The organism is Levilactobacillus suantsaii (assembly GCF_014069315.1).
GTDB lineage: Bacteria > Bacillota > Bacilli > Lactobacillales > Lactobacillaceae > Levilactobacillus > Levilactobacillus suantsaii.
Map to the genome: position 1 here is coordinate 1,711,611 of NZ_CP059603.1, position 26,705 is coordinate 1,738,315.

The window sequence follows — 26,705 nt, forward strand, 5'->3', positions numbered from 1 at the left end:
TAATCAGTCATCAAATGATTTAGGAGGTGAAGCGGGCCATGCTGCTGGTGATCAGTGGTGATTGGCCCGTTGTTCATGAAAGTATCCATTTATAGTAATGATGGCCAAGCGTCCCGCAAAGTGGCGACGGCATTGCATCAGGGCTTAGTCGCCGGCGGGGTCGAAATCGATAGTCTGAACCCCGACATCGTGGTCACGGTGGGGGGCGACGGGACGTTGTTGTCGGCGTTTCACCACTACTCCGACCGCTTGGACAAGATTCGTTTCGTGGGAATCCATACTGGGCACCTGGGGTTTTATACGGATTGGCGCGACTACGAGGTCCAAGCGCTCATCCAAAGTTTGGTCCAGGATAATGGCCAAAGTGTCAGCTACCCGTTACTCACGATTCGCGTCGATTACGCCGATGGGACCCAACCAGACCAGGCGTTGGCGTTAAACGAATCGACCATCAAAAAGGTCTCGGGAACCATGGTGGCCGATGTCTACATCAAAGATGAATTTTTTGAAAGTTTCCGGGGGGATGGCCTGTGTATCTCCACGCCGACCGGCTCGACGGCTTATAATAAGTCCGTTGGTGGTGCCGTGATCAACCCCCGTTTCAACGCGATTCAAATGGCCGAGATTGCGTCCATCAACAATTTGGTCTTTCGAACGTTGGGCTCGCCCCTGATTATTCCCGATGATGAATGGATCCGCATCGAACCGGTCAAATCCGCCGGCAACGTCTTGATGTGTGACCAACTCAGTATCGAGGGTCGGCCCATCAAGGCCATCACCTACCGTATCGCCCAGCAGCGCATCTCCTTTGCGGAGTATCGACACACGCATTTCTGGCAACGGGTGGAGACGTCTTTCATCGGGAGAGAACGCCTATGACGGCCTTTGAATGGGCGGTCACGGGGGACGCGCCGATGCACGTGCGCACGGTGCTCATGGCCCACGGGGTCACACGGACCTATCTCAAACGCGTCAAGTTCCACGGCGGGGTCGTGACACTCGATGGGCAAGCCGTCCGGGTGATTGCCATGGCACACCCGGGGCAGACTGTGGGATTGCAGTTGCCCCCGGAAGCGCCCAACCCGCACGTGGCGACGTCGTTTCAGCCACTAGACATCTTATATGAAGACGACCATTTTCTGGTGGTCAATAAGCCCGCGGGGATGGCGAGTGTCCCATCGCATCTGTACCCGGATGATACGTTGGCCAACCGAGTCAAAGGCCACCTCACGACGATTCACGCGCCCAGCACGGTGACTCACATCGTGACACGCCTAGACCGGGACACCAGTGGGGCGGTCCTGTTTGCTAAACACCACTTTGCCCATTCCATCTTGGATAAGCAGTTGAAGTTGGGTCAACTGGATAAACGCTACATTGCGGTCGCTACTGGCCGAGTCGAACCCGACCACCAGGTGATCACGTACCCGCTGGGGCGCGCGGAGGGGTCCTTTATCAAGCGGACCGTGCGCGCCTCAGGGCAGGCGGCCAAGACGGAACTCTGGTGTCGGCGGCGGTCGACGACGGCCACGTTGTTGGCAATTAAGCTGCATACTGGTCGGACGCACCAGATTCGGGTCCATTGTCAGGCCATTGGCCATCCTTTGATGGGGGATTGGCTGTACGGCGATGCTACTAATCCGTGGATTCACCGCCAAGCCTTGCACTGTGCACGGTTGCGGTTCTACCAGCCGTTTTTGGAACGCTGGATAACTTGCTACGCACCTTTACCGACCGATTTGGCCAGCTTGATTACGCATGAAGGACTAGATTCCTAACCAAAAATTTAAAACGAACCGTCCATGATCGATGAATTTTGTCGATCATGGACGGTTTTTTTGAACGAAAATTTTGACGATAAGGGCAGAAAATCGTGTGCAATTAAGGGGTGTAAAAGAATCTCGACGCAATTTTTGAAGCAATTCCTTCCAAAAATGAGTTGTCCATTTAAACTTTTTTGTCTAAAACCACAGTAAAAAAAGCCACAATAATTTATACACAAGACATTAAAAATGGGCAAAAATATTGTATTGGTCTAGATATTATTTTTTTAATTATTATGGAATTAATACACAAATCAAAAATAAATATTTCGTTAAAAATGTTTTTGCAAGCGCGTACTTGCGGCGTTTGATGGTATTTTAATCGTTTTCTTTAGCGGCATAGAGCGATTTTGTCGATTGAGTTAGAACTCTAATATTTTTTCTTATTTTATAAAAAATAATGTATTAAGTCGTGAAACGAATCGCTAATTATCTTTTAGTTATGAATCATATTTGGATTAAATAGTTCCTTTTTTAATGGTATATATGATGTATTTGTTATAACATTTCTTATGAATAAGCGTTTGTTTTCAATATGAACAAATTATAGATGCAATCGCTTATCTTACTTAATGGTCTCATACATCAATTTTAGGGAGAGTTATTTTTCGAGTGAGTAATTTAAAAGGAGGACGTATAAAGTGAAATTCATGCGGAATAAAGCTTTTTACGGTGATCCGAAGCTGAGATACAAGATGTTTAAGGTTGGGAAGATCTGGGTCTTCACTGCTATGGCATCGTTCTCACTTTTGGGGGCACCTCAAATGATGGCTCATGCGGATACCTCCGCACAAGCTGAAAGCAGTAGTGTAGTTACTAAGGATACAACGACAGAGTCTGAGATCCAGTCTAATTCGAGCAGTACTAGTAGTGCGGCGACGAGTTCGAGCGCCGCAAGTAGCAGTTCGAGTAGTACCAGTAGCAGTTCAGCTACCAGTTCGAGCGCCACGAGCAGCAGTTCGAGTAGTACCAGTAGCAGTTCAGCTACTAGCTCGAGTGCCGCAAGTAGTAGTTCGAGCAGTACCAGTAGCAGTTCAGCTACCAGCTCAAGCGCGAGTAGTGCAGCTTCAAGCAGCGTAACTGTCGCCAGTGAAGCCCTGAGTTCAGCTACGACGAGTTCTAGTGCCACGTCAGCGGTCAGCGCAGCCACAACTGAATCGAGTCAAACATCGGCGGTGGCCACTAGTACGGCTACGGCCGACCAAACGATTAATTCGGCCGCAAGTTCAGCCGCCGCAACTGTTGCGGATGTGACGTTAACGACTAACATTACGTCGGCCGTCACCCAAACGACTACGACTAGTAAAAGCGCTACGACGGCCGTGGCCACTGCAGCAACTGTGTCGTCTGCAGCGTCTACAGAATCGGCTGCGGCATTAACTGCAGAGGATAAGCTGAGTAGCGAATATGCTTCAGTTGCCACTGCAGCTGCTAGTACCGCGGCTAGTGCGTCTTCCGCTGCGATGGCTGCCAGCAGCTATGCAGAAATATTCAATACTTCTGGCGCCTCTTCTGTTTCGACTGATAACCCAGTTTCGGCCGCTAATTCAGTGGCTCAAAGTGCTTATATCGCAACATCAACGGCTGCTGACTTAGCCTTGCACTACAATAGTTTGGCATCAATGTATATAGATGCATTAGATGTCGCTTCGGTACCATCAGACATGTCGATTAGCTATGGAAAAGCTTCAACGGCCGCAGATTCATATGTTCAAGCAGCCGTTAGTTACGCTAGTGTAGCTACAAGCGCAGCCGAAGCGGCAGAATTAGCGGCAGCTCAAAACCTTAATAGTTTGGTCAGCAGCACGAATAGTACGACTTACTCTGAAGCCAGTGCCGCGAATTCCATGGCTACTACGGCTTCGGCGGCAGCTAGTGCCGCTTATGAGTCGATGCAATACGATAAAACCAATTCGACAGCTGCAAACGCTTACTCGCAAGCCAACAGTGCTGCTAAGGTTGCCTCGAGTGCCGCGATTACCGCTAACAGCTTAGCGACTGCCGCTCAAGCAGCTTACAGCACAGCCAATAGTGCCGCTGAAAGTGGCGATTACACGGCAGCCAGTGATGCTTTAGTCACGGCTCAAACATTAGCCAGTCAAAGTAGCGATAATTATGCTATTGCCAGCACCGCAACCAGCACGGCTGAATCGGCGGCCAGTCTGGCGACGACTACAACGGTCAGCACAGCCGCAAGCATGGCCAGCAGCAGTGCTCAGTTAGCGGCTAGTTCCGCAACTGACGCAACAAGTTATGCCAGTGATGCCGCTCAGTATAGTGGCGGATCGCAGTCTGCACTGTATGTTGTAGCGGCTTCTGAATATGCATCTACTGCGCAATCAGCAGCGGCAGTAGCCAGCAGCGCGGCATCTGCGGCAGCGGTAGCATCGACTACCAAAGAAGCTAATTCGTTATACCGGGTAGCTTCGAGTGCGGCTAACACGACACAGGAAGCAACCTTACAAGCTTCGAGTGCCGCCATGTACGCGCAAGAATTTTACGCAGATGTTGATAATGCACAAACTGGTGAAGATAGTAGCGTTTCAGTAGCAGTGGATGTGACGAACGATACTTTATCTGTTGGCGACAGTGTCAATATTGATGCCACCGTTTCGAATTCAGCATCACTTAGTTCAACGTCAAATATTACTTATACTTGGTATATGTCGACAGATGGTAAAACCTGGACACAGGTCCAGACTTCAGCATCAACGACTTCAAGCAAAACGGATAACTACACGGCAACAATAGCCTCGGCAGGAACTTATTACTATCAACTCCTTGTTACTGGGAAAAAGGGCTTACTGGGAACCAGCTTTAGTGTAGCATCTGATGTTGTAACGGTCGTTGTAACGGATGAAAACGGGGATTACACAACGCAGGCGAAGAGTTCAGCAAGTCTGGCATCGGATTACGCTTCAGCGGCTAATTCTGCAGCCACTGCAGCAAGTTCGGCAATCGACAACATGTATGACATTGCCAATGTAAGCGGTGTTACGCCAAGTTCTTACGCGACTAAAGCCGTTGCTAGTTACAATGAAGCTAGTTCGTACGCAACTTTAGCAACTTCAGCCGCTACAGCAGCTAGTGAAGCCCAAAGCTTAGCCGCTGAAAACGAAACTAACGGGAGTTACGATCTCGCGAGTTCCTACGCGGTTAACGCGGCTTCTTATGCGACGGTTGCCAGTTCATACAGCGTTCAGACCAGTACGGCGGCAAGCACTGCATTGAGTTATGTTGATACGGCCTTACAGAAAGCGGCTGCGGGTTCTGGACAGGACTCAACCGCGAATTATTTGGCTTCCAGTTATGCGGAAACGGCGGCTTCCTTAGCTAGTGCGGCTTCTAGTGTTGCCACTATAGCTAATTCGCACGCGAACGATGCGAACAATGCTTACTCGTCTGCACCGGACTTTAATTCAACCGCAACAGATTATATGAATGCGGCTAATTCAGCAGCTAGTGCGGCTGCTTCTAACGCGGCGGCTGCCAGTTCAGCAGCTTCTTTAGCGGCAACCTTTACGGGATCAGACTTCGCTGAAGCCTCTAGTGCCGCCGATGACGCGAACACTTATTTGGCTCTGGTCAATGATAATCTTAGTGCGGCTTCTAGTGCTGCCGCAGCAGCGACCCAGAGCGTGGTTGATGCGCAATCATCTTATACAAATTCCGTTGCCACGGCAGCGACTGAAGCTGCTTCAGCAGCTAATGAATTAGGCTCCTCGGCGGCTTCGGTTGCTTCATCCTTAGCAGCAGCTAATACGACTAATACGAGTTTAGGGGCTTCCTACACAGCTATGACCGCCAGTTATGCTCAAGACGCACAATCCGCGGCAGCAATGGGCAGTGAAGCGGCTTCGGCAGCGACAAGTTACATGACGATGGCCTCTTCAGCAGTTGCAGCTGGTAGTTTCAACGAAGCTAGTTCTTATGTCACTGCCGCAAATGATGCCATGTCTGAAGCTAGTTCTTACGCTACGGCGGCGACGACTGCTGCTAGTTTGGGTAGTTCGGCAGCGGTGGACGCAGTAAATTACTCGAATAACCTGTCATCCTGGCAGTCAAAGCCAACAGGTGATGCCACGAAGATCTTTGGCTGGACAGTTTTGGGCGGGATTACGCAACAACCTGCTACGGTAACCTCGACGACTTCCGGAAGTACCTTTACGTTAACGGGGGCGGCTAGAACTGGCGCAATCGCAGTTAATGGCGCAACGAAGGCCTACTGGTATGTTCAATATAATGGAGAATGGTATAATCTTACGACGGGTAATGTCCCGGATGTTATTACAGTGAGCCAGGCAGCAAATACGAGTGTCTGGGATTTGGCTAACCTTTCCAGTACCTTAACGGTAACGGTCGATTCTAGTTTTACCGGAAACCTAACGTTCCAATTCCGTGCGGCTTATGGCTTGTCGACAATATCGTACACCACCAATTACTACAGTAATTTAGCTGAAGTCGATGTTTACGATAAGGACATTGACGCATCAGGAATCGAAGTCTCCGGGGATGACTACCTGTTGAACACCGAAACGGGTGTTTACACGGCTACCACGAATCCGGGGAACGCTACGGGAACAATTACTTGGACCAGCAGTGATACGTCGATTGCAACTATTAATGATGATGGTTATGTTGCCCCAGTGACTGGTGCAAGTGGAACGATTACGTTGACGGCCACAATCACCAACGCAGATGGCACCACTTATTCGGCCTCGAAGGAAATTACAATCGGTAGCGGACTGGAAGATCAAACAGTCGATGCAGGTAGTAAACTTGACTGGAAGCCAGTTGGTGGTACCACTTCCGATGATGACTCTGTCACTTATCAGTGGTACTACTCCACAACTGATGCCACTTCTGGTGGTACGGCAATTTCCGGAGCGACAGATGCAACTCTGAGTTTAAGTAATGTTAAGTCCAGCGATGCAGGGTACTACTACCTGGTTGTAACATCTGGTACAGCAACGACTACGTTAGGTGCCGGTCAATTGACGGTCAACGCAACGGCTAGTGAAGCTGCTTCATCCTCCGCAACGATGGCGTCTTCTGCGGCTAACGAAGCCGGATAATATGCTTCCGTCGCAAATTCTTACGCGAATGTGGCGGATCAATATAGTGGTCAGAATTCGGCAGCTAGCTCATATGCAGCTCAAGCTACAAATGCTGCTAGTGAAGCTGCTTCTGCAGCCACTGCTGCTTCTTCCGCGGCTGCAGCTGCCTCCGAAGCTTATGAAAATGCTAATTCCGCTGAAGCAGCGGGTGATAACTCGGCTGCTCAAAGTCACGCTGCAGAGGCCTCTGATGCAGCATCTACTGCAGCAGAGTCAAAAGACAAGGCTTCTAGTTCAGCCAGTGATGCGCACTCTTACGCTAATTTGGCAATTGGCGCTGAAGATAATTCTGATTCCGATGATAGCGATGACGAAGGCGACAGTGACGCAGACTCCGATAGTGATACCGATTCCGACACTGACAGTGATACGGACTCTGATAGCGACACTGATTCGGATACTGACAGTGATTCCGATACTGACAGCGATACGGACTCTGATAGCGACACGGACAGCGATACCGACACCGATAGCGATACGGACTCTGACACCGACAGTGATTCGGATACTGACAGTGATACGGACAGCGATAGCGACACTGATTCGGATACCGACAGTGATTCCGACACTGACAGCGATACGGACTCCGACACCGACAGTGATACTGACAGCGATAGCGATACTGATTCGGATACTGACAGTGACACGGACTCCGATAGCGATACCGATTCCGACACCGACAGCGATACGGACAGCGATAGCGATACCGACAGTGATACGGATTCCGATAGCGACAGTGACTCCGACACTGACAGCGATTCCGATACTGACAGTGATACGGACTCTGATAGCGACACCGATGCAGATACCGGCTCAGCAGGTGATGCTGGAACTGGCAACGGTAATGGATCCAACACTGGTTCCAACACCAATAATGGATCTGGGACTACTACCGGTGGCACTAACAACGGTTCAGGAACCACGACTACTGGAACCACTAATGCAACGAACAGTGGGGCTGGTAACCAAGGAACCGCTACGCAAACGGCAGTGGCAACCAACTTAGCTGCAACGCCAATTTACCGGGGTGTCAACCCAAGTGAAACGGCAACGGCAGCAACGGCGTCAGCACCACAAGCACCGGCACCGCAAGCACCAGTTGATTTGACCACTGCAGCTTCAGCGGATCAAGCAGTCAGCGATTCTGATTCCGATACTAACAATTCGGATAAGAAGCAAGCAGCCAACAAGAAGAAAGCTGCGGATGGCTCGCAAGCTGCAACCGCGGGTGAAACGAATGACGGCGTCAACCGCTCAGCTGATGAGCAATCGGATCACAAGACGTTGTGGGGTGCTCTTGCAGCCGCCCTCATTGCCTTGGCTGGTGGCTCCTGGTGGTTCTTCGCTGGCAAGCGGCGTAAGCACGATGATAATTAAAAACGAGACTAAATAGTTTCGTTTGTGCAACAAGATTAGTACAATCGAGTTAGGCAAGAAACTTCCATAGGTTTTACCTGTGGAAGTTTCTGCGTACATATGAGTTTTTAAATTTAATGATTAAGGTGGGCGGTTATCCAATGAAGAAGACAATTGTGAAAGAACTCAAAGCGCGGGTGGCTGATTTAGGCGACCTCTGTGATGTAGCGACCGGGACCTTTACTTTGGCGGTCTCAACGTCTGATCAGCGACACCGAGCCGAGGTCCATTTCTTCCGGGGAACGAGCTTTAATCAGGCCTGGGACCAAGTAGCAACGCTCATGGCATCGACACCCAATACAGCCTGGGCCCGCATCGACGTGCCCCAAGCCATTCAAAAGATTGAACTGAGTCGGTTGCAGCAGCAACTGAAGAAACTATTTCGGATGAACTATTGGCGCCGGGGAATTAGCTTTGATTCCGACTTTAAGACCGCATTACTAGAAATGGAAATCAACGGTCATGAGTTCATCAGGCCCGGGAAAGGCCATAAAATTGGTAAGACGGCCTCCAATAGCTATCTTGATTTCCCGGCTATGACAAAGTACCTGACCCGCCGCAATGGGGAACAACCACAAGATTTGGCTGAGTCTTCATTTGTATGGACGTTTTTGACGGCAGGCATCTTCTATGATGGCGATAAAATTCGCAAACTGAGCCAAGATGTCCATGGCCAGGGGATTCGCCAACTGACGGATTTGAATACCGAGTTACGCACAACGATTACAGCAGGCGAAGCTTTCTTATGCCGGCAAATCAAAGATAGCGGTCAGTTTATCTATGGATACTACCCAGCCCGGCAACGTATCTTGAGCAGTTATAACAGCGTGCGCCATTTTTCCTCGCTTTACGCTTTATTGGAAGCGATTAATTTTACGGGGCGAACGGCAGATCTGCCCAAAGTCAAGTCAGCGCTTCAATGGGGAATTAAAAACTTGGTTCTTACTAAAGGTGACGCCATCTTCGTCAGTGAACCCCGAAAAGATGGTAGTATTGAGTTGAAGCTGGGCGGTCAGGCAATGCTGATGTTGGCACTATGTAAATATCAAGAAGTCACCCAGGATGATGAGTATTTACCCATCATCCAGCAAGCTTTTGCTGGAATCACGAGTTTCTTGAAGCCGTCAGGACAGTTCAATCACGTGCTCAATGCCGACTTAACGGTCAAAGATGCTTTCCGGATTATTTACTATGAAGGGGAAATCACCTTTGCGATGGCGCGTTACTATGAACTAGTTCCTAACGACCAGGTTGCGCAACTGATGCAACAAACTTTGGACTTTATGGTGGCGCACCATTACGGTAAGTACCATGACCACTGGTTGTCTTACGCTATTAATGAAGCCTTGCAGATTTTCCCAGCCAACCGTGATTACATGCAGATGGGGTTGGAGAACGTCTACAACCATTTGACCTTTATCGAGGAACGGGATACGTCTTACCCGACCTTGTTGGAACTTCTGGATGCGGCAATCAAGATGACCGATCTCATTAAGCGAACCGGTAACGATGATTTGCTGGCGCCATATGATTTAGGCCGGCTCCATCGGGCTTGGCGTTACCGAGCGAGTTATGAACTGGAAACGGGAAGCTTCCAGCCAGAACTGGCGATGTACTTTTACCATCCATCGAAATTCGTTGGGGGCTTCTTCGCCCGGCACGACCACTTCCGGACGCGAATCGATGATTGTGAACATTTCCTATCAGGACTGATTAACTACTATAGCTATACCAATCAAGGGGTGAGCCTATGACAATCGTGGGAGCAGTAATTGCTTATAAGAATATTCAGTTTTTCTTGCGCATGCTGCTATACATCATTTTGGGTATTATTGTTTTATGTGTTCGCGCGCATAATAAGAAGAAGACCCGTAAGCGTATCGATAAGCGGACCGAATATATGATGAAGCACACCAAGAAAGACCGCAATGGTAAGTACCCGTGGGAATATTAAGTAGAATGGAGTGAGTGCCGTGTTTTACTTTATTAATGAATATATTTTGCAAAAAAACTCAAGTGTTGAACATACCGCGATGAAGCGGGTCAAATTGTTCAACCATTACAAACAACCCGCTAAAATCGTAACCAAGATTTATGACCGGCTCCTGCACCGGACGATGGACACCTTTGGGTTGGGAAATCATGACGTTGTCAACATGTTCGACTTCTTTCAAGAAGCTACCGATTTGGGGACCCCGAAAGTCCTACATACGGACGACATTCACCTGCCAGTTGAATCGGAAGTCATGGTTGGAGCCAACTTCAGCCGGGTCTTTGAAGGTGACGTGCAGACCGGTAACGTCGGCTTTATCCCGGGCACCATTGGCCGAGTTTTCTACCAGGAATTCATGGATTCGCTAGGTAACGTGATTGAGACTGATCTGTGGGATTGGCGGGGGTTCAAGTCCGCTACCCAGTACTTTGGTCAGAACGGGAAATTGATGATGCAACGGTACTACACCCCGACTGGACGTATCGTGATGGATGAATACCTGGTTCCGGATACGGCAGGGAACCCGCTGACATCGCGAATTATCTTGAAGAATTATCAAGGGAAGGGTGACCGGTTCTTCCAAAACAGTGACGATTTGTTTAGCTTCTTCTTGGAAGAGTTAGCTCGCCAGGATACTGGTCAGACCACCTTTATCGGTGACCGGCCGGGAACGGCGGTTCAACCGTTATTGGGCTTGACCAGTGCGGCGAAGAAATACCTGTACTTACCGATTAATCACGTGAAGGACCCCAGTGATCCCTTGCACGCGGAACTCGACGGTTTCTTACAACCGGCCTTCGAGCATTACCAACAGTTTGATGGCTTTATCACGGCGACCACCAAGCAAGCTGACCACTTGTCCGCCCGTTTTCCGGGCATCCGGGTGGCGGCCGTACCACCGGTCACCACGACGCCGGCTAACAAGACCAAAGTGGTTCCGGTCACCGAACGGCCGGGGCACCAATTGCTATACGTGGGTCGGATCGCGCCAGACAAGCAAGTCGACCAACTCTTACGGATGTTTGCCTTGGTCAAGGACCGTGTTCCTGACGCCTCCTTTGATTTGTACGGGTACGGTCAAGCCGATTATGTCAAGCAAATGACTGCCTTGGTCAAGGAATTGAACCTGACGGATGCCGTAACCTTTAAGGATTACGACCCGCAACTGAGCCAGCATTACGACCGCTACCGGGCGATGGTCAACTTGTCCTTAGCCGATGCGGAACCACTCGGAATGCTGGAAGCCCTGAGTCATGGCGTTCCGGTCGTCAGTTATCCATTCAACTACGGCCCAAAGGAAGTCCTCGAATCGGGCACCAACGGGTACTTAGTCGCTCCTGGGAATCCACTCGCTGTGGCTGAAAAGATCGCCGACTTGTTCAAGGACCCCGATTTGTGGACTAAGTTGAGTACGGCGGCGTACCATACGGCGCATACCACTTGGACGCAACAAAAGGTCTGGAACCGCTGGCAGAAGCTTTTAGGGCAACCAGTATTGGCGTAGAGGGGGAATGACGATGTACTACTTTTTAAATGATAATATGCAATTTTCTAAGTCCGGAATCGAACACGCCGAGATCAATCGGTTACGGCTCTTTAACCAGCATGGTATCCCGGTTAAAATCGTGACGCGCATTTTTGCGATGAACTTGACCGATGTGTTGGAACAATCTGGGATTGACCGGAAAAATTTCGTGAACTTATTTGAGTTCTTCTGTGGCAGCAGTGACGTGGCACCGCGGGAGATGAGTTTGAAGACTTTGGCGCTTCCTGCGAATACCACGGTGAGCCAAAAGGATAAGCAATGTCAGGTCTTCATGCAGGGCAAGCTACTGATGATTGTCTACTTACGGTCAGCTGATTCGGATGTCATCAGCAACATCCAATATTTCGACGTCAATGGCCGGACTCTGAAGATGACCTGGTGGGATGTTCGGGGTTTCAAGTGCTTAGAGCAAAATTTCGACTGGGATGGCAAAATCGCGCTGGAACAATACTTCGGTCCTGACGGTCAAGTCCACGTCGAGAAGAGCCATCTGTTGAATCGGGCTGGTAAGGAACAAATCAGCTGGCGTGTCTTGAATTACAAGGGCCAAAGTTGGACCTTCCGCGGGATGAACGCGTTGACGCGGTTCTTCTACGATGAACTCAACAGTTTGAACGAGGAACGCAACGTGATGATCTGTGACCGGACCGTGGAATGTGACTGGGGATTGTTCAACATGAAGACCCCGGTCTACCGGGTCTTGCACTTGCATAATAACCATGTCAGTGATTCAAACGACATGTTGCATTCACCGCTCAATAATAATTACCAAAATGCGCTGGTGAACTGGCAACAATGGGACGCGGTCATTTCGGCTACGCCAGAACAGACACGGGACGTCCAAGCCCGTTTTGGGACCGATATTCCAGCCTTCACGATTCCAGTTGGGTACGTCAGCGATGCTACTTTGGCGGCCTCACACCATGACGGGACGCAACGGCAGAAACACCTGGTCATCCATGTGGCCCGTTTAGCTCCCGAAAAGCAACAGGAACACTCCATCAAGGCCTTTGCGCAGGTCCACCAGCAATTCCCAGACGCTAAGCTGGAACTATGGGGCTACGCCAACGGGGATACTGCTAAGAAGTTGCATCAACAAGTTGCCAAGCTCCACTTAGGAGACGCGGTGTTGTTTAAGGGGTACACGATGGACGTCAACGCAGATTACAACCGGGCAGAATTGGGCCTACTGCCAAGTCGGGCCGAAGGGTTCTCTTTGACCTTGCTGGAAGCCCAAGCCCATGGTGTGCCGATGATTGCTAACGACGTCAAATACGGCCCAAGTGATATCATTCAGGATGGTGTCAGTGGGATCTTGACGCAGGACGGTCAAGTCCAACAATTAGCCGACGCGATGCTGAAGTTATTCAATGATCCACAATTGCTGGACCAGTACCGTGAAGCCGCATATGACAACGCTAAGCGCTACTCCGCCGCCGCGGTTTATGCCAAGTGGCAGGAATTGATCGATTACTTTGCGGCCAAAACGCCACAAGCTACGGTGACTGCTTAAGTAGCCGGTTGCCCAGTCGTTAGGTTAAGTCAGTCAACAGGAGTTGGGAGATATAGCGATGGATCAAACAACCAGTTTAGTGGTCGACATTGACGGGACATTATGTGACTTGAAGACGTCGGAACAAAGTTACCTAGACGTGGCGCCGAAGACGCAAGTGATTGACCAATTGCGACGCTACCAGGCCGCGGGATTTCATATCATCTTGTTTACGTCACGGCAGATGCGCACCTACAAGGGCAATCTCGGAAAAATCAACAAGTACACGGCGCCCATGACCGCCCAGTGGCTGGCCAAATACGCGGTGCCCTACGATGAGATCCTCTTTGGTAAGCCCTGGGCGGGTCGTGGGGGATACTACATCGATGACCGGGCGTTTCGGCCCAGTGAGTTTATCACCCGCCCGAGGAACTGGAAGCGTTGGTCGCAAAGGAGCGTGACGTGCATTGAGGCGAACTCTAGTGATGCTATCAGCCGCCAAGGTGGCTGAAGATATGCAAAATAATTTTGGTTCTATCTATCCCGCCATGATTCCCGTGACCGATGGTGAACGGATCATCGACCGAACCGTGACCCAGTATGCGGCCGCTTACGACCGGTTATTTATCGTGGTCAACGCCCAAGACACCACGATTACGGATTATATCCAAACTAAGCACTTAGCTATCAACCCCCTGGTGGTCGCCGATGGGCTGAGTCTGAGCGAGTCGGTCGCCCAGGCTTTGGCCCAGTTGCGGGACCAGGAACCGCTGGGAACCTTAACCATCATCTTTGGCGATACCGTGGTCAAATCTGACGCCGTGACCCAACCGGACGTCATCTTGACGCACACGGTCGCCGACGCTGGGCGGTGGACCACCGTTACGGTCGATGACCAGCACCATTTAGCCTTTAACGATAAGGTTGTGCCAGTCCCGACCAGCGAAACACTGCACGCTGCCGTGGGGGTCTTTACCCTGAGTGCGGGCGACTGGTTAGCTGAGCACTGGCAAGGCCAGCGGGGATTTTATGATAATTTATGTCGTTATGACCAGTACCAAACCTTGACGCCGGTAGATGCCCCCCACTGGATGGACTTTGGTCATCGTGATAAGTACATCGAGGCCAAAAAAGCGGTCGAAGCGCGGTTCTTCAATCACACGACCGTTGATTTCAAACGCGGCATTTTGCGCAAAGAGAGTACCGATGTCGACAAATTCCTAGGTGAAATCAAGTGGTATTTGAAGCTGCCCAAGCGTTTGACTTACTTGGCGCCGCGAATCTTTGACTATTCGTTGAACTACAACGCACCGTTTGTTGAAATGGAATACTTCTCGTACGAGAGTCTCCATAATCTCTTTTTATACGGCAACTTGGAGATTGGGGTCTGGCGGGAGATTATCGACGAACTCTTCTTTTTGCGGGCCGAAATGGAACGCTACCAGGTGGACGTGGATGAAAGCGAGTATCGAACCACGGTCAGTGAAATGTATCTGACTAAAACCACTGACCGATTGCACCGGCTGATCAAGGAACAGGATTTCTTTGCTGAGATTGCCGATAAGCCGTTACAGATCAACGGTCAGACTTTTCCTAGTCTGACGACTATTTTGACAGCGCTACCGGAAGTCTTGGCTCAATCGGGCGTTTTGATCGGTCACCGGTTCAGCATCATTCACGGGGACTTTTGTTTGAGCAATGTCTTGTACGACAACACGCAGCGGGTGATGCGCTTGATCGACCCGCGGGGTAAGTTCGGGCGCTTCGACATCTACGGGGATGCCAAGTACGACTATGCCAAGATGATGCACAGTTTTTCGGGCAAGTATGACTGCATTATTTCGGATATGTTCCAACTTGAGGCGGATACAACGGGAAAAATTAACTACCAGTTAGATGTGACGGGAAATGAACAACAGGTCGGTGAGCTCTTCGAACGACAATTGCAGCAACATCTGGGGGATACAACGGTTTATCGTCAAATCCAACTGATTGAGGCGTTGCTGTTCTTGAGTATGATTCCGTTACACAAAGATAAACCAGAACGTCAAAAGGCCATGTTGGCGGTCGGGGTCACTAAGTTTGCGCCGTTTATGGCTCAAGTAAGGGAGGATTAGACATGCAACTTGTGATTACGATGGCGGGCCGCGGGTCGCGGTTCAAGCGGGTCGGTTACACCCAGCCCAAGCACGAAATTGAGGTGCGCGGGAAGACTTTATTTGAATGGGCGATGCGCTCACTGCAGGACTTTATCCACGAAAAGTTCTTTTTTGTGGTCCGGCAGGGACAGTACGACCCGGACCGGCTTAAGGAATTGATTGCGGCCGCTGGGATTCAAAATTACCAGTTGGTGGAGATTGATGCCTTGACATCGGGGCAAGCGGCGACCGTCATGGCGGCCTTGACCGTGGTGAACCCGCTGGAAAGTGTCGCGATTTATAACATCGACACCTACGTTGAACCCGGTCAAATTCTGCGGTCGGATTTGACGAATTGTACCGGTCATTTGACCACCTTTTCCGCGCCGGGCGACCACTGGTCATTCGTGAAGTTGAACGATCAGGGTCAGGTGGTTGACGTGGTCGAAAAGAAACACATTTCATCGTTAGCGTCGGTCGGGTTTTATTACTTTGACCGTTTCTTGGATTTTGCCAACCTGTACCACCATCACGCGGCCCAGGTCCGTGAAGATTACGGCGAGACCTTCGTGGCCTCGTTTTATCATTATTTGATTCAAGATCACCCGGGGACGGTGACCACCAAGGAGATTCCGGCGAAGACGGTCCATGTGTTGGGTACGCCGGAAGAATTGGCCGTTTTTCGGGACGCTAAAAAGCCGTCAACGACGGACTAGGAGGGATTCATTGTGCGAACTGTGTGGGCAGTCATTTGTGGAACGTTACGGGACGAAGTGGATTTTCGGTTGATGCTGGACTATTTGTTGCGGTGTCGCGACCAAGGCATCATTCAGGGTATCGTGTTGAGCACTTGGCGCGATGAGGTGGCCACCATTCCGGGTTTGGACCAGCAATTAGCTGCCAATCACGTGGCGGTAGTCACCTCACAGCCGCTCGAAAAGAAAATCGGTCGCTCGACGACGAACTCCTTTAATTATTGGCGCCAAGCCACACAGCTTCAGGCGGCTTTGGATTTTATTCCGGACGACGCCATCGTGATCAAGACCCGAACGGACCGGGCGTTACCGGCAACACGAAAATTGATGAAGATGTTGGATGAGCCGGATCCCTTGCCGTTGGTCCGTGAAGTGGCCGAGCAACGGGGCCTCACCGCGTTCCCGCAGGAATTTCACCGCCAAATTGCCATTTTCAAGGCGCGGTCTGGCCGGTTGGTCCAATTCGCGGACTTTGCGTTTATGGGGTATCGCGAGGATATGGCAAAGCTAATCAACTTTGACGCCGCCGAGTTATATCTGAACCGGGAATTAGTTGCTAACATCCAGTTTTTCATTTACCCGTTCGTCCGGGACTATCCCGTTTTGCGTGATTACTATCGAGTCATTAATTTTCGGTTCTTGCTAAGGGATCTTAAGACCTACACAGAACAGGGGGGAACCCAATTTCCGCAATTTTTCCAGCGGCTTTACGCGACGTACTTTGGGTTGCTTGCCACCCATTTTCGTATCGGTACTTTAGTTGCCGCGAAGAGTTTAGGCAAGGTGACTTTGCCCATCGAATTTTCCGACTTTTTCCATTCCGGTCAAGCGGGGCATTTGCGCCACAATGAACTCGGGGTCACTTTTAGGTCGCAAACGATTTTGGACCAGTTTTTGGCTCAACCCGTTACTGCGGAATCGACAGAGCCTAAACGTAAGCACTGGTGGCGTAAGTCGGCACCCGAACCCGAACAGCCACCAGTTAAAGAAGTGGCGACCAAGAATATTCTGCAAAAATTACAGCACCCCACGGCGGACCTTTTTGGTCGGATGACATCGGCGGAATACCAAGAGATGCAAGACTTTCGGCAGAATAAAGACTTCTCGCCGCGTGAGTGGTTGCGACCATTGGCGTCACCTTTAGCCGACCAACCGGGGGATTATGCCCAGTCAGTTCAGTATCAGTTGCCGGGTATCACGCCAGATCAAGCTGCCAAAATTTGGCGAACTTGCGAACGGGATGGGCGCGTCAGTCAGACCTTACTTGATTTCTGGTTGGAACACGATTTACAACCAGCCGATAGTGCCCCTTATTTGATGAGTAGCGCTCGCACGGGGAACCGTTTCAGTACCTTGGTCGTGGGTTGGTTGCTCCGCCAGGGGGTCTTATCACCAGGTGATCAAGCCGAAGCCCTGCGGCATCACGGATTTCTTCGGGCGTTTTCATATGCAACATCACCGGATGGACGCCGAAACGGCCGGTTATATTTTGGCCCGGTATCTATACTTTGTGGACCAGGGAAAACCGGTTGCCAAGAACAGCGTGGTACAGACCAAGTTCGTTTTTCAGGCGTTCTTCCCCACGGGATTTAAGGTGTTTGAAGAGGCAGTTGGAAAGGACCCGCAGAAAATGATTGCGCTGTTCGATGCCGAAATCGAACGATTACGAAAAGCTCAGAAACGTAAGACCCGTCAACGGGTGGTCGAAATGGCCTTAGAGATTACCCACGACGTCAAGTATTGGACGTATTTACAGAAGTTCTTCAACGGCCGGTTCAAGCGTTATGAACAAACATACACCTATTTGGTGAAGCACCAGCTGTTTGGACCGATGAAACAAGCGAAGTAAAGGTTAGCTCAGGACTAACTGAAAAGACGTTCCACGGAGATATGAGGTGAAGTGGGGATGTCGATAGCTGTAAGTAAATGATTGTTTTCGTAAATGTGCCAACTTACGCGTCATGGTGGAGGGCCAGTTGAGTGACGACGAGCAATTGGTGCATTTTAACTTTGTGAGGAGGTCGATGGGATGAAACCACTAACGATGCGGCAAATTTCAGCAATCGTAGGCGGAAAATGGGTGAAGGCACCAGCAGATATGGATCAACCTGTGCTGCATTATGCCCTGTATAAGGGTGAGTTGCGACAGGATATCGGGCCGGCAAATCTACTTTTTGCGATGTCGCTCAAGCATTGGCAAGCGGGGACGAAAAACACCGGAATTTACGCCACGACGTTTCGTGACAATCATTCAATGGTTTTAACGCTACAGCCGTACATAGGAATGGCCATTGTCGAACGGCCGGTTACTGAAGCCGAAGTTCCTCAATTGATGGTCCCAAACGCGTACGATGCTCTGGAAAAATTAGTCGTTGCGACGGCCAAAGATTACACCGGTAAGAGTATTGGCGTCACGGGGACGGTCGGTAAGAGTACGACCAGAAAATTTATCGCAGACTTACTGAGCCACATTGGCACGACCAGCACCACACCAGGGAATCTCAACTCCCGGACCAGTGTCAAAATTCAGGCGATGAACCACGATTGTCGGCAATTCAACGTTTTAGAGATTGCTGCTACGGGACTGAGCTACAAGGAACCCGGTCACGGGTTGGGTGGCGTAGCGTCGCTATTGTCGCTTGATTTGGCTGTCTTGACCCAAGTCGATGCGGGGCAAAAGGGCTGGAGTGCCAGTCGCACAGCGGACATTAAGACTCGGATGGGGGTCGCTTTAAAACCTGGTCAACCATTTTTAGTCAATGCGGACATTAAGAATATTGCGGAAGTTAAAACCGACGTCTACCGGTTCACTAAAAATTTGGTCACGTACGGATTGGCTGCGGATAGTGATTATCGGGGGCAAGTCACGGATGGCCAATTAACATTATTTCACGGGGAAAATAAGCTGACGACGCTATCGGTATCGGGATTAGATACGGGGACCATTAGTGATGTGATTGGCGCCTTAGCTGCCTACGATTTACTAGGAGGTACCATGAGTTCCGCGATTATGGCCGAGTTCAGTCAGCAGTGCGCACATACAACTACCCGAAAAGTAATGCATTTTGAAGCGAATGAACGCCATGTCACGATTATTGATGACACGCATAACGCTGAGCGACTATCGGTTAAGAATTTTATTGATTATGCCCAGAATTATCCTGTTGGGGAACGGACCCGAAAGATTTTTATTGCGGGACGCATCATCAATTTGCGGCAGCACGCTTACCAGGTCCACAAGGAAGTCCTGGAATCATTAAATCAAGCGCATTTTGATCACTTTTATCTTTATGGACCGGAAATCGACCAGGTGATTCCGGTAGCCCAACCAGGGACTTTTGCTGGTTACTATACGACACCCAATCAGATTTTACGGGCAATTGCTGCGGAACCACACCAAGATTTGGTCATCTTTATCAAGGGAAGTAGCCGAGATAGCACAATCGATTCAATTGCCCCGCGGTTAGCAAAACGGTTGGCCTATACAAGTAGTGATCATAATCATTTTGCCATGTCGGTCGTGGCGGAAAATGAGGCGGCATACGTGACCATCGGTGTTGGCCGATTATTGGTCGTTTTGGAGGTACTTAAACGCCTGGCGAACGGTAAATTACGGTTGACGGACCAGGTGCCCATCGTCACGGATCTAGCGGCGGAACGCAGTGTCAACAAGGTCGACGTCCGCAAGGGGACCAGCTATTGGTCTATGAATTAGTCACCGCTGCTATCGTGGCGTCGGTTCCGGATGTCATTCTTAATTTGGCGGAATATCTGTATGGCAGTAACCATAAAGCGTTCATTGGGGTTCAACATATGGGTCGGACCTTAGGATTAACGGCAGATACCACGCATAACATTACCGGTCGGCCAACGAAGCGGGCTCAACGAACGTACCTGGCGGATCTGAAAAAAATTGGGGCGGCTTATTGCCAACTCCCAAACGAAGTCTTTAGTTTATTGGGCGCACAACACGCCATGTTCAATGGCCACTGGCTGCAGAAACGGTCGCAATTGACGAAGACGGGTAAAACGCTAGGCTCGATTTTTCAAGATCAACAAGAGCGGACAGGGCTGCTGTTTTGGGTCGCTAAGCGGCAAAAACACGTGTTGGCAGTCTTGGATAGTCCCCACGTTGCCTATGCGGATGCGTTAGCAGAGGATATGGTGACCGTAGACGCACAGCCAGGGACACCAAAGGTCGAATCCGTTACGTTGACGAGTCCAGTGGTCAACTTCTTGGCGGATACTTATTTTGGCGAGGACTATACGCGGCGCCGCAAGCGACACGGCAGGGAAGATGCTCTGCAAAAATTCGGCTATAGTCATTCGTTTGAAAAGCTCCGTCCATTCTTTGGGCGTGATGCGTACAATGTCTTTAACTTTGAAGCAGTATTTGCCCAGGGGGTGAGTCCATTAGATGCCGTCAAACCGTTCGTCTTAGATGCGGCTGCAGCACCAACGTTAGCTGAGTTTAAGCATCTTCATTTTAATTTAGCTATGTTAGGGAACAATCACGCCAACGACTACGGGTCACGGGCACTGTCCACGACACTGACTCAATTTAATCAGGCGGGAATCTCGACCATTGGCGCGGGAAATGACCGGTTAGAAGCTCGTAAAATCGTTGAATTGACCTACGGCAATCAGCAAGTGGCGTTGTTTAATGGGTACTGGTACCGTAATCCAGCATATAATCTGTTTGATTTTTACGCGAGTGCGGACCATGCCGGGGTGAATTGTCTAGATACGATGATGGCTGATGATATTCGGCAATATAAACAGAGCCATCCAGGGGCGACGGTCATCGTGAGTGCACACTGGGGGACCGATTACGGAGTCATTAAACCCGCGCAACGGACGACCGCTGAACGACTCGTGCGGGCGGGAGCGGACTTAATTATTGGTCATGGGCCCCACCGTCTGCAACCGATCGAATACGTGGGGGCCGTACCAGTCCTTTACAGCATTGGCAATGGTGTCTTCAATAACGATGGTGAGTTTGAACGCCGGGGGGTTCCGCCGTATGCGGCGGTTTTACGGTTAGATTTGGCCAAGCGACAACTCTATTGGTGCCCCATCTACGCCAATAACCTAAAAACTTTTTGGCAACCGGACTTTGTCTCGGCCGCTGACTTTGAGAAGGTGGCCCAGTTCAATCAACCGCGGTTTGCAGTGACGCAGTTGGCGGGGAACGTCAATGCCCTAGTCCTCCCATTTTAGCAAACAGAGTATTAGTCTCCTGATCAAAAATTAAAAGGCGGGAAGAAAAGTCCTCTAAAATCGAGGCTTTTCTTCCCACCTTTTGCTATGAAGCTTTAGTTAGACTACGAGCGACTTAGTCGTTTTTGCACGGTCTATAACGCTAAGCTATTCGTCCCGATGAAAAAGTTGAGGCCCAGTTTATCGGCCACTTCGGGGATGTCTGCTGCGGCGACTTCGGCCGCCACTAAGGTGATACCGACACTATCGGCGAGGCGCTTGGTCGTCTGCCAATCGTTAAAGCGGTCTTTGGGGTTCCCCACGCTCATGAGTCGGTCAAAGCCCTGGGTGTTGAGCCAATCAATGGCGCCCCCACGATCTTGGGGCCGAATGGCATCCCAATCGCGGCTGAAGGTCATGGTCATTCCACCGGCGGCGGCTACTAGCGGCCGTAAGCCTTCACGGTCGATACGTTGGTTGGCGTCTAAGGCACCAAAGATGACACCATCGACGCCGAGTTGTTGAGCTTCTAAGATATCGGCTTCCATGATTTTGATTTCAACGTCATCGTAGGGGGTGTTGCCACCTCTAGGGGCAATCACCAAATCAAGACTAACTTGGTGTTCGTGAGCGTAACGGACAGCTTCACCGATGACACCCTTGCTGACGGTAGTGCCACCGACGGCGAGGTTATCGGCGAGAGCGACGCGTTTGGCCCCGGCTTCAACGGCGGTGACCAGGGGGCCGTAATTTTCAAGTAATGGTTCAATTAATCGCAAAAAAGGTCATCCTTTCTAAATTCGGCCGCGGACAGCGGGGAGTATGGTACAATTGATGCACTAATTTCACGAGCGTCCTTTGGCAACTGACGGGTAATCATGCACTCTACATTTTACGCAGGTTTGCGGTCGGAAGTAAAGGGGCGAGCCTCGTAGTGATGGGAGTAAGAAAAAACATGAAGAAAATTGAACGGGCGGCGGCCTTTTTATCCCGCCATGCCAGCCTGTTTCGCTGCCCCGTGTGTCACGCCGCTTACGATCACGTGGCCGGCAACAGCCTGATTTGTCCGGCTGGACACAATGTGGACCTGTCCAAGAAGGGGACGCTGTACTTTATGCAACGAGCGGTGGCCAGTGAATACGATGACGCGATGCTAGCGGCCCGCCGACGCATGCTACAAGCCGGATTGTTCACGGGCATCACCACCGCGTTTGCCAACCAATTGCCCCAAGAGCCGCAGACGATTCTGGACGTGGGGTGTGGCGAGGGGACCCCGCTGACCGAAGTGTTGAGTCATCGCGCGGGAAACGACACGGCCGTGGGGTTCGATATCTCCAAGCCTGGGATCAACCTGGCCACCCAACTGGACACGCCAGCCTTTTTCTGTGTCGCCGATTTGGCCCAAATGCCGTTTACCGACCATCAATTCACGGCGGTCCTCGACCTCTTTTCCCCGTCGGCCTACCAGGAGTTTAACCGGATCATCGCCCCGGGCGGCCAGTTATTAAAGGTCATTCCGAATCCCGACTACCTAATCGAGTTGCGGCAGGCTTTGTTTGCCGCTGATAATCCGCACGCGCAGTATGATAATAGCAACGTATTGTCCCTGTTCAAGCGCCACTATCCGGAAGCGACCAGCCAACGAATCCGCTATCAGGTACCAATTGCGCCCGAACGCTTTAGTGATTTGATGCTGATGACACCGATGCATTGGGGCGCCAGTGAGGCACAGTTAGAACGGGTTGCCGCGGCGCCATTTTCCCAGATCACGGTCGACGTGACGCTCTTACAGGCCCGGTTTTAGTAAGGCTAGTGGGTGAATTATTTGCCCATTGCCCCTTGAAGACCGCGCAGGAGCGTGTTATATTGAGCAATGAGAAATCGTTTGGTAGTCGATATCAGCGGGTAACTGTTAGCGGCTGACAAGTAGTACTTCACTAAGGTAGTCCCTCGCCGTGCCCACACCGAGGAGCTACTTTTTTTGTGGGCTGAGCTTGAATCTGGGGACTTTTAAGCCCCACGCCTTGTCAAAGCCCAGGTGGGTTGACTATAATAATGAGACAGAACGAATGTTTGAGCAGAGGACGGAGAAAAATCTATGACGAATCATATTGCTTTATTTGAACCGTTGTTTCCGGCAAACACCGGGAACATTGCACGGACCTGTGCCGGGACCGATACCGTGTTGGATTTGATTAAGCCCCTCGGGTTTTCGGTCGATGATACGCACTTGAAACGTGCCGGCCTAGATTACTGGGATAAGGTCGACGTACGGTATCACGAAAACCTGCCAGCCTTTTTGGCGACGATTCCGGACCAGACCCAGTTGTACTTGGTGTCAAAGTTTGCCGAACGCGACTACACCGAGCCCGATTACACGGTCAACGACAACGACCACTACTTCTTGTTTGGCAAGGAGACCACGGGCTTGCCGGAATCCTTCATGCGCCAAAATCCGGAAAAATGTATCCGGATTCCGCAAGATGACAGCCATATTCGGGCTTTGAACCTGTCGAACAGTGCGGCTATCGTGATTTACGAGGCTTTACGTCAACAGGCTTTTCCACAATTGGAACGGGTGCACCGGTACCCACACGATAAATTAAAATAATCGTTTGAGCAGAAAGGAGGCCGCAACTTGGCGACAAAACGAAAAACAACTCGCCGCAAGACTTCCCGGCGGCGTCCTGCGAAACGCAAAAGCACTCAACCGTTTCCGTATACGCGTAACGTCGTTGGCCTAGTCTTGCTGGTGTTAGCGGCGTTGGGGTTATTCAACTTAGGGATGTTAGGGACGTTGTGTGCCAATTTGACCCGGCTACTGGTCGGTGAATCGTACCAGGTTGGTCTGGTGGTCATTGGGGCATTAGGCGTCACGTTGGCCGTGACCAGCACCTGGCCGGACTTACCACGGCACTATCTGGTGGGCAGTGGTATCGTGTATGCCGGGTGGCTCTTATGGGCTAGTGCGACCACGTTCACGGCGGCTAACCAACACAGCGGTTTTTTGGTGACCATCTGGAATAATGGGTTGGCTGACCTGGTCTCCGCTGGCCGGACCAGCGACTTGGGTGGCGGCCTGATTGGGGCGCTGGCGCTATCAGTCATCGCCTGGTTGATTGCCTTACTGGGTGCCCAGATTGCCGCGTGGGTCATCATGGCTGGCGGGGTTCTAGTCTTCTTCCAGATTCCACTGACCGATGTCCAGCACGGTCTGCAACGGATCGGCCGATGGTTAGTGGCAGGGTTAGATTGGTTACAAGCCACTGTTGACCGGGGACGCGCAGCACTCAAGGCGCACCGGGAACGGACCGCTAAACAGGTGGCCACGTCGCCGGATTCATCGGCCGCCCCCAAAGATGAGCAACCGGCAGATCAGCCAGCACCCACGGCGCCCGCTCAGCCGGCGTCTTCGTCGGCCGAACCCAGTTATCACGTGACGGTGGCCGCTAACGAACACCCAGCACCGACACCGTCATCGGCAGCGTCGGCACCAGAAACGTCGGCGCCGGATGATGGTGAAGAAGCTGAATCCGCGTTAGTGGGAACCACTGAAGTCGACCCGAATTACCAATTACCGACGGCTGACCTTTTGAAGCAAGTGCCCCCGGCTGATCAGACCGCGGAAGTGAACGCTATCGACGCCAATACTAAAATCTTGAAACAGACGTTGGATAGCTTCGGCGTGGATGCCGAGGTCAAAAACGTGAGCTTAGGACCGTCCGTGACCGAGTACGAGTTGCACCCAGCCATCGGGGTCAAGGTGTCCCGTATCGTGAACTTAGCGGACGACTTGGCGTTAGCACTAGCCGCGAAGGGGATTCGGATTCAAGCGCCGATTCCGGGCAAGTCCTTGATTGGGATTGAAGTCCCGAACAAGGAGGTTTCCACGGTCTCGTTCCGCGACGTGGTCGAGTCGCAACCACCACACCCGGGACACCCCTTGGAGGTACCGTTGGGTCGGAACGTCACGGGACAAGTGGTCACAATGGATTTGACCAAGATGCCCCATTTACTGATTGCGGGAGCGACCGGGAGTGGGAAGTCCGTGGCGATTAACGATATTATCACTAGTATTTTGATGAACGCCCGGCCAGACCAGGTCAAACTGATGTTGATTGACCCTAAGAAGGTCGAACTGAGCGTGTACAACGGGGTCCCACATCTCTTGACCCCCGTGGTCTCTGAGCCGAAAAAGGCGGCCCGTGCGTTACATAAAGTGGTGGCGGAAATGGAACGGCGCTACGATCTCTTTTCCCAGTTTGGGCAACGAAAAATCGCCGGGTATAACGCCTACGTCAAGCAGGCCAACGCTGAAGACAATCAGGCGCGGCCCACGCTACCGTACATCGTGGTCATTGTCGACGAATTGGCCGACTTGATGATGACGGTCTCTAGTGAAGTTGAAGACGCCATCATTCGCTTGGCCCAGATGGGGCGGGCCGCCGGGGTCCACATGATCTTAGCCACCCAACGGCCCTCGGTCGACGTCATTACGGGGTTGATCAAGGCCAACGTGCCATCGCGTATCGCATTCGCAGTTTCCAGCGGGGTCGATTCGCGGACCATTCTGGATACCAACGGCGCCGAAAAGTTACTTGGTCGAGGAGATATGCTCTTCCAGCCAGTCGACGCCAACTCACCGGTTCGGGTCCAGGGTGCCTTTATCCCGGACGAAGACGTTAACCACGTGGTGGACTTCATCAAGCAACAACAGACCGCGGATTACGACGAAGACATGATGGTCACCGACGAAGAAATGCAGCAGACCGAACAGGGCGACAGCGATGACGCCTTGTTCGACGATGCCTTGGCCTTCGTGGTGGACCAGCAAAAAGCCAGCACGTCGCTGTTACAACGGCGGTTTCGCATCGGTTATAATCGGGCGGCCCGCATCATCGATGATTTGGAACAACGGGGTTATATTGGCCCCCAGGAGGGGAGCAAACCCCGCCAGGTCTATAAGCAACCGGATCCGCCGGAAGGCAGTGAAACGCCAAAGGCGGATTGAACGACAATGTAAAATGAGTCAAAAAATGGTCGGTAACTTTCACGCAGAAAGTTACCGACCATTTTGACATTTAACCGTGATATTAAGCCGTCATAATTGAGGAAATGGCGCCGAAAATCAGTGAGCCTAAAGTTGCAATAATCATAATCCAGACAAAGACGTTAGTTATTTTTTGAAATGTTGATTTCTTTTTCTTTTCCATACGAGCTTAAGCC

Annotated in this window: 20 protein-coding genes; 18 read left to right on the forward strand and 2 right to left on the reverse strand. The window is 51.1% G+C overall.

Annotated features, from left to right (window positions below):
- The first annotated feature begins 75 nt into the window (after nt 1-75).
- The 15 genes from H3M12_RS07935 to H3M12_RS08005 all read left to right on the forward strand — a co-directional run bounded on the left by H3M12_RS07935 (nt 76) and on the right by H3M12_RS08005 (nt 21,500).
- Complete coding sequence (locus H3M12_RS07935) at nt 76-879, forward strand: NAD kinase (RefSeq protein WP_129031763.1); 804 nt, start codon at nt 76-78, stop codon at nt 877-879.
- Nucleotides 876-1,778 (forward strand): RluA family pseudouridine synthase, encoded by a 903-nt coding sequence (locus H3M12_RS07940; RefSeq protein WP_129031764.1) that lies wholly within the window; start codon nt 876-878, stop codon nt 1,776-1,778. The genes H3M12_RS07935 and H3M12_RS07940 overlap by 4 nt, the downstream gene beginning before the upstream one ends.
- Nucleotides 1,779-2,473: 695 nt before the next feature.
- Entirely contained in the window at nt 2,474-6,898 is a 4,425-nt protein-coding gene (locus H3M12_RS07945; RefSeq protein ID WP_267905789.1) for a KxYKxGKxW signal peptide domain-containing protein, read from the forward strand.
- Nucleotides 6,899-6,928: 30 nt separating this feature from the next.
- On the forward strand, nt 6,929-8,317 hold the full coding sequence (locus H3M12_RS07950; protein ID WP_182150603.1) for a hypothetical protein: 1,389 nt from the start codon (nt 6,929-6,931) through the stop codon (nt 8,315-8,317).
- 140 nt (nt 8,318-8,457) lie between these two features.
- Nucleotides 8,458-10,110, forward strand: a complete 1,653-nt coding sequence (locus tag H3M12_RS07955) for a glycosyl transferase family 1 (RefSeq protein WP_182150604.1) — start codon at nt 8,458-8,460, stop codon at nt 10,108-10,110.
- Nucleotides 10,111-10,115: 5 nt separating this feature from the next.
- Entirely contained in the window at nt 10,116-10,310 is a 195-nt protein-coding gene (locus H3M12_RS07960; RefSeq protein WP_404820004.1) for a hypothetical protein, read from the forward strand.
- Between the two features lie 19 nt (nt 10,311-10,329).
- Entirely contained in the window at nt 10,330-11,853 is a 1,524-nt protein-coding gene (locus H3M12_RS07965) for a glycosyltransferase (RefSeq protein WP_129031768.1), read from the forward strand.
- Nucleotides 11,854-11,866: 13 nt separating this feature from the next.
- Nucleotides 11,867-13,408: a glycosyltransferase family 4 protein gene (locus tag H3M12_RS07970; protein WP_182150605.1), complete on the forward strand. Its 1,542-nt coding sequence runs from the start codon at nt 11,867-11,869 to the stop codon at nt 13,406-13,408.
- Nucleotides 13,409-13,466: 58 nt separating this feature from the next.
- Nucleotides 13,467-13,898, forward strand: a complete 432-nt coding sequence (locus tag H3M12_RS07975; protein ID WP_202882352.1) for an HAD family hydrolase — start codon at nt 13,467-13,469, stop codon at nt 13,896-13,898.
- A 4-nt stretch (nt 13,899-13,902) separates the two neighbouring features.
- A complete protein-coding gene (locus H3M12_RS07980) occupies nt 13,903-15,504 on the forward strand; it encodes a phosphotransferase (protein WP_182150606.1) in 1,602 nt (533 codons plus the stop codon).
- Nucleotides 15,505-15,506: 2 nt separating this feature from the next.
- Entirely contained in the window at nt 15,507-16,241 is a 735-nt protein-coding gene (locus H3M12_RS07985) for a glycosyltransferase family 2 protein (protein ID WP_129031774.1), read from the forward strand.
- A gap of 12 nt (nt 16,242-16,253) precedes the next feature.
- The gene (locus H3M12_RS07990) at nt 16,254-17,873 is read left to right on the forward strand and encodes a hypothetical protein (RefSeq protein WP_129031776.1); all 1,620 of its coding nucleotides are present in this window, start codon (nt 16,254-16,256) and stop codon (nt 17,871-17,873) included.
- Nucleotides 17,824-18,129: a hypothetical protein gene (locus tag H3M12_RS07995; protein WP_182150607.1), complete on the forward strand. Its 306-nt coding sequence runs from the start codon at nt 17,824-17,826 to the stop codon at nt 18,127-18,129. Before H3M12_RS07990 ends, H3M12_RS07995 begins: the two co-directional genes overlap by 50 nt.
- A 180-nt stretch (nt 18,130-18,309) precedes the next feature.
- Nucleotides 18,310-19,995, forward strand: a complete 1,686-nt coding sequence (locus tag H3M12_RS08000; protein WP_129031780.1) for a Mur ligase family protein — start codon at nt 18,310-18,312, stop codon at nt 19,993-19,995.
- Complete coding sequence (locus H3M12_RS08005) at nt 19,980-21,500, forward strand: CapA family protein (RefSeq protein WP_129031782.1); 1,521 nt, start codon at nt 19,980-19,982, stop codon at nt 21,498-21,500. The genes H3M12_RS08000 and H3M12_RS08005 overlap by 16 nt, the downstream gene beginning before the upstream one ends.
- A 134-nt stretch (nt 21,501-21,634) precedes the next feature.
- Here the strand turns inward: H3M12_RS08005 and H3M12_RS08010 are convergent, their stop codons facing one another.
- On the reverse strand, nt 21,635-22,258 hold the full coding sequence (locus tag H3M12_RS08010) for a copper homeostasis protein CutC (protein WP_129031784.1): 624 nt from the start codon (nt 22,256-22,258) through the stop codon (nt 21,635-21,637).
- 176 nt (nt 22,259-22,434) lie between these two features.
- On the opposite strand from H3M12_RS08010, the gene H3M12_RS08015 reads away from it, so the two are divergent.
- The 3 genes from H3M12_RS08015 to H3M12_RS08025 all read left to right on the forward strand — a co-directional run bounded on the left by H3M12_RS08015 (nt 22,435) and on the right by H3M12_RS08025 (nt 26,490).
- Nucleotides 22,435-23,283, forward strand: coding sequence for a methyltransferase domain-containing protein (locus tag H3M12_RS08015; RefSeq protein WP_129031786.1), 849 nt, complete (start codon nt 22,435-22,437; stop codon nt 23,281-23,283).
- Between the two features lie 294 nt (nt 23,284-23,577).
- A complete protein-coding gene (locus H3M12_RS08020; RefSeq protein ID WP_129031788.1) occupies nt 23,578-24,090 on the forward strand; it encodes a tRNA (cytidine(34)-2'-O)-methyltransferase in 513 nt (170 codons plus the stop codon).
- A 27-nt stretch (nt 24,091-24,117) separates the two neighbouring features.
- Entirely contained in the window at nt 24,118-26,490 is a 2,373-nt protein-coding gene (locus H3M12_RS08025) for a DNA translocase FtsK (protein WP_129031790.1), read from the forward strand.
- 82 nt (nt 26,491-26,572) lie between these two features.
- On the opposite strand, the gene H3M12_RS08030 is transcribed toward H3M12_RS08025, so the two are convergent.
- Nucleotides 26,573-26,692 (reverse strand): DUF4044 domain-containing protein, encoded by a 120-nt coding sequence (locus tag H3M12_RS08030; protein ID WP_129031792.1) that lies wholly within the window; start codon nt 26,690-26,692, stop codon nt 26,573-26,575.
- Between the last annotated feature and the right edge of the window lie 13 nt (nt 26,693-26,705).

Coding starts and splice junctions, on each gene's coding strand:
- H3M12_RS07975 (WP_202882352.1), top strand. CDS start 13,467: ATGGATCAAACAACCAGTTTAGTGGTCGACATTGACGGGACATTATGT.
- H3M12_RS07985 (WP_129031774.1), top strand. CDS start 15,507: ATGCAACTTGTGATTACGATGGCGGGCCGCGGGTCGCGGTTCAAGCGG.
- H3M12_RS08015 (WP_129031786.1), top strand. CDS start 22,435: ATGAAGAAAATTGAACGGGCGGCGGCCTTTTTATCCCGCCATGCCAGC.
- H3M12_RS08020 (WP_129031788.1), top strand. CDS start 23,578: ATGACGAATCATATTGCTTTATTTGAACCGTTGTTTCCGGCAAACACC.
- H3M12_RS07940 (WP_129031764.1), top strand. CDS start 876: ATGACGGCCTTTGAATGGGCGGTCACGGGGGACGCGCCGATGCACGTG.
- H3M12_RS08000 (WP_129031780.1), top strand. CDS start 18,310: ATGAAACCACTAACGATGCGGCAAATTTCAGCAATCGTAGGCGGAAAA.
- H3M12_RS07935 (WP_129031763.1), top strand. CDS start 76: ATGAAAGTATCCATTTATAGTAATGATGGCCAAGCGTCCCGCAAAGTG.
- H3M12_RS08030 (WP_129031792.1), bottom strand. CDS start 26,692: ATGGAAAAGAAAAAGAAATCAACATTTCAAAAAATAACTAACGTCTTT.
- H3M12_RS07970 (WP_182150605.1), top strand. CDS start 11,867: ATGTACTACTTTTTAAATGATAATATGCAATTTTCTAAGTCCGGAATC.
- H3M12_RS07945 (WP_267905789.1), top strand. CDS start 2,474: ATGCGGAATAAAGCTTTTTACGGTGATCCGAAGCTGAGATACAAGATG.
- H3M12_RS07980 (WP_182150606.1), top strand. CDS start 13,903: ATGCAAAATAATTTTGGTTCTATCTATCCCGCCATGATTCCCGTGACC.
- H3M12_RS07955 (WP_182150604.1), top strand. CDS start 8,458: ATGAAGAAGACAATTGTGAAAGAACTCAAAGCGCGGGTGGCTGATTTA.